The sequence below is a fragment of the Acinetobacter sp. YZS-X1-1 genome, from assembly GCF_000804305.1.
In the GTDB taxonomy this organism is placed as follows: Bacteria; Pseudomonadota; Gammaproteobacteria; order Pseudomonadales; family Moraxellaceae; genus Acinetobacter; species Acinetobacter variabilis.
Map to the genome: position 1 here is coordinate 1 of NZ_JWHB01000055.1, position 3,532 is coordinate 3,532.

The following is a 3,532-nucleotide window of genomic DNA, read 5'->3' on the forward strand; positions in this document are numbered from 1 at the left end:
CCAAGGCGACGATCTGTAGCGGGTCTGAGAGGATGATCCGCCACACTGGGACTGAGACACGGCCCAGACTCCTACGGGAGGCAGCAGTGGGGAATATTGGACAATGGGGGGAACCCTGATCCAGCCATGCCGCGTGTGTGAAGAAGGCCTTTTGGTTGTAAAGCACTTTAAGCGAGGAGGAGGCTTACCTGGTTAATACCTGGGATAAGTGGACGTTACTCGCAGAATAAGCACCGGCTAACTCTGTGCCAGCAGCCGCGGTAATACAGAGGGTGCAAGCGTTAATCGGATTTACTGGGCGTAAAGCGCGCGTAGGTGGCTAATTAAGTCAAATGTGAAATCCCCGAGCTTAACTTGGGAATTGCATTCGATACTGGTTAGCTAGAGTATGGGAGAGGATGGTAGAATTCCAGGTGTAGCGGTGAAATGCGTAGAGATCTGGAGGAATACCGATGGCGAAGGCAGCCATCTGGCCTAATACTGACACTGAGGTGCGAAAGCATGGGGAGCAAACAGGATTAGATACCCTGGTAGTCCATGCCGTAAACGATGTCTACTAGCCGTTGGGGCCCTTGAGGCTTTAGTGGCGCAGCTAACGCGATAAGTAGACCGCCTGGGGAGTACGGTCGCAAGACTAAAACTCAAATGAATTGACGGGGGCCCGCACAAGCGGTGGAGCATGTGGTTTAATTCGATGCAACGCGAAGAACCTTACCTGGCCTTGACATACAGAGAACTTTCCAGAGATGGATTGGTGCCTTCGGGAACTCTGATACAGGTGCTGCATGGCTGTCGTCAGCTCGTGTCGTGAGATGTTGGGTTAAGTCCCGCAACGAGCGCAACCCTTTTCCTTATTTGCCAGCACTTTGGGTGGGAACTTTAAGGATACTGCCAGTGACAAACTGGAGGAAGGCGGGGACGACGTCAAGTCATCATGGCCCTTACGGCCAGGGCTACACACGTGCTACAATGGTCGGTACAAAGGGTCGCTACTGCGCGAGCAGATGCTAATCTCAAAAAGCCGATCGTAGTCCGGATCGCAGTCTGCAACTCGACTGCGTGAAGTCGGAATCGCTAGTAATCGCGGATCAGAATGCCGCGGTGAATACGTTCCCGGGCCTTGTACACACCGCCCGTCACACCATGGGAGTTTGTTGCACCAGAAGTAGCTAGCCTAACTGCAAAGAGGGCGGTTACCACGGTGTGGCCGATGACTGGGGTGAAGTCGTAACAAGGTAGCCGTAGGGGAACCTGCGGCTGGATCACCTCCTTAACGAAAGATTGACGATTGGTAAGAATCCACAACAAGTTGTTCTTCATGACGATGTATCTGAGGGTCTGTAGCTCAGTTGGTTAGAGCACACGCTTGATAAGCGTGGGGTCACAAGTTCAAGTCTTGTCAGACCCACCACTAACGACAAGCAAGCAATTGCAGAGTGAAGAAATCAGAGACATTGACTTATTGATAAGCTGGGGACTTAGCTTAGTTGGTAGAGCGCCTGCTTTGCACGCAGGAGGTCAGGAGTTCGACTCTCCTAGTCTCCACCAAATTTCAAGATCATAAAAGCACTGCTTTTACTTGAAATTTAAGCAAGAAGCTACGCTTCGCGCAGTTGAAAGACTACGTAATAAGCAAACAGTTTGATAGCTTATAGAGCTTAGTAAGAAAGCGGCGTATAATACGCGGCATTGTTATTAAGCTCTGTGATTTATCACAGTAATGCAGTCCGACGAGGATGCATTAAATCATTAACAGAATATATTTGAGTTGAAATAATTTGTTCATACTCATACAAGAGCGGAAACAAGAGATCGCAAGATTGATTGTTGAAGTGATTGAATGAGAACTAGCGAAATTAACTGAATCAAGCGTTTTGGTATATGAATCTAATTGAAGCTGTACAGTAGTTAAATCTACGAGACGCCAACTGTATGAGAGTGATGAGTGATCATCATAATCTGTTGCTTATCTTACTTGTGGGATAAACGACTGTTTGGGGTTGTATAGTCAAGTAATTAAGTGCATGTGGTGGATGCCTTGGCAGTCAGAGGCGAAGAAAGACGTGATAGCCTGCGAAAAGCTCCGGGGAGGCGGCAAATATCCTGTGATCCGGAGATGTCTGAATGGGGAAACCCACCGGCTATAAGGTCGGTATCATAAACTGAATACATAGGTTTATGAGGCGAACGCGGAGAAGTGAAACATCTCAGTATCCGTAGGAAAAGAAATCAATTGAGATTCCCTCAGTAGCGGCGAGCGAAAGGGGAACAGCCCATTAAGTCATATCAGTTTTAGTGGAATGCTCTGGGAAGTGCAACCATAGTGGGTGATAGTCCTGTACACGAAAGGGCTGATATGATGATGTCGAGTAGGGCGAGGCACGTGAAACCTTGTCTGAATATAGGGGGACCATCCTCTAAGGCTAAATACTCCTGACTGACCGATAGTGAACCAGTACCGTGAGGGAAAGGCGAAAAGAACCCCTGTGAGGGGAGTGAAATAGATCCTGAAACCGCATGCATACAAGCAGTGGGAGCCACTTCGTGTGGTGACTGCGTACCTTTTGTATAATGGGTCAGCGACTTATATTCAGTAGCGAGGTTAACCGCATAGGGGAGCCGTAGAGAAATCGAGTCTTAATAGGGCGTTTAGTTGCTGGGTATAGACCCGAAACCGGGTGATCTATCCATGAGCAGGTTGAAGGTTGGGTAACACTAACTGGAGGACCGAACCCACTGTCGTTGAAAAGCCAGGGGATGACTTGTGGATAGGGGTGAAAGGCTAATCAAACTCGGTGATAGCTGGTTCTCCCCGAAAGCTATTTAGGTAGCGCCTCGGACGAATACCATTGGGGGTAGAGCACTGTTTCGGCTAGGGGGTCATCCCGACTTACCAAACCGATGCAAACTCCGAATACCAATGAGTACTATCCGGGAGACAGACTGCGGGTGCTAACGTCCGTAGTCAAGAGGAAAACAATCCAGACCGCCAGCTAAGGTCCCTAAATCATAGTTAAGTGGGAAACGATGTGGGAAGGCATAGACAGCTAGGAGGTTGGCTTAGAAGCAGCCACCCTTTAAAGAAAGCGTAATAGCTCACTAGTCGAGTCGGCCTGCGCGGAAGATGTAACGGGGCTAAAACTATGTACCGAAGCTGCGGATTTGCAATTTATTGCAAGTGGTAGGGGAGCGTTCTGTAAGCCGATGAAGGTGGATTGAGAAGTCTGCTGGAGGTATCAGAAGTGCGAATGCTGACGTGAGTAACGACAAAACGGGTGAAAAACCCGTTCGCTGAAAGACCAAGGGTTCCAGTCCAACGTTAATCGGGGCTGGGTGAGTCGACCCCTAAGGCGAGGCCGAGAGGCGTAGTCGATGGGAAATTGGTTAATATTCCAATACTTCAGTGTAATGCGATGAGAGGACGGAGAAGGTTAAGTCAGCCTGGCGTTGGTTGTCCAGGTGGAAGACTGTAGGCATGTATCTTAGGCAAATCCGGGGTACTCTATGCTGAGAGTTGATAGCAAGCCAGTTT

General features: G+C 49.1%; 2 tRNA genes and 2 rRNA genes. All 4 read left to right on the forward strand.

What is annotated here, in order from left to right:
- Positions 1–1,273 (forward strand): 16S ribosomal RNA (locus RJ01_RS15365); the annotation flags it as partial.
- A gap of 61 nt (positions 1,274–1,334) precedes the next feature.
- Positions 1,335–1,411, forward strand: a tRNA-Ile gene (locus RJ01_RS15370).
- A gap of 61 nt (positions 1,412–1,472) precedes the next feature.
- A tRNA-Ala gene (locus tag RJ01_RS15375) sits at positions 1,473–1,548 on the forward strand.
- A 458-nt stretch (positions 1,549–2,006) separates the two neighbouring features.
- Positions 2,007–3,532, forward strand: a 23S ribosomal RNA gene (locus RJ01_RS15380); the annotation flags it as partial.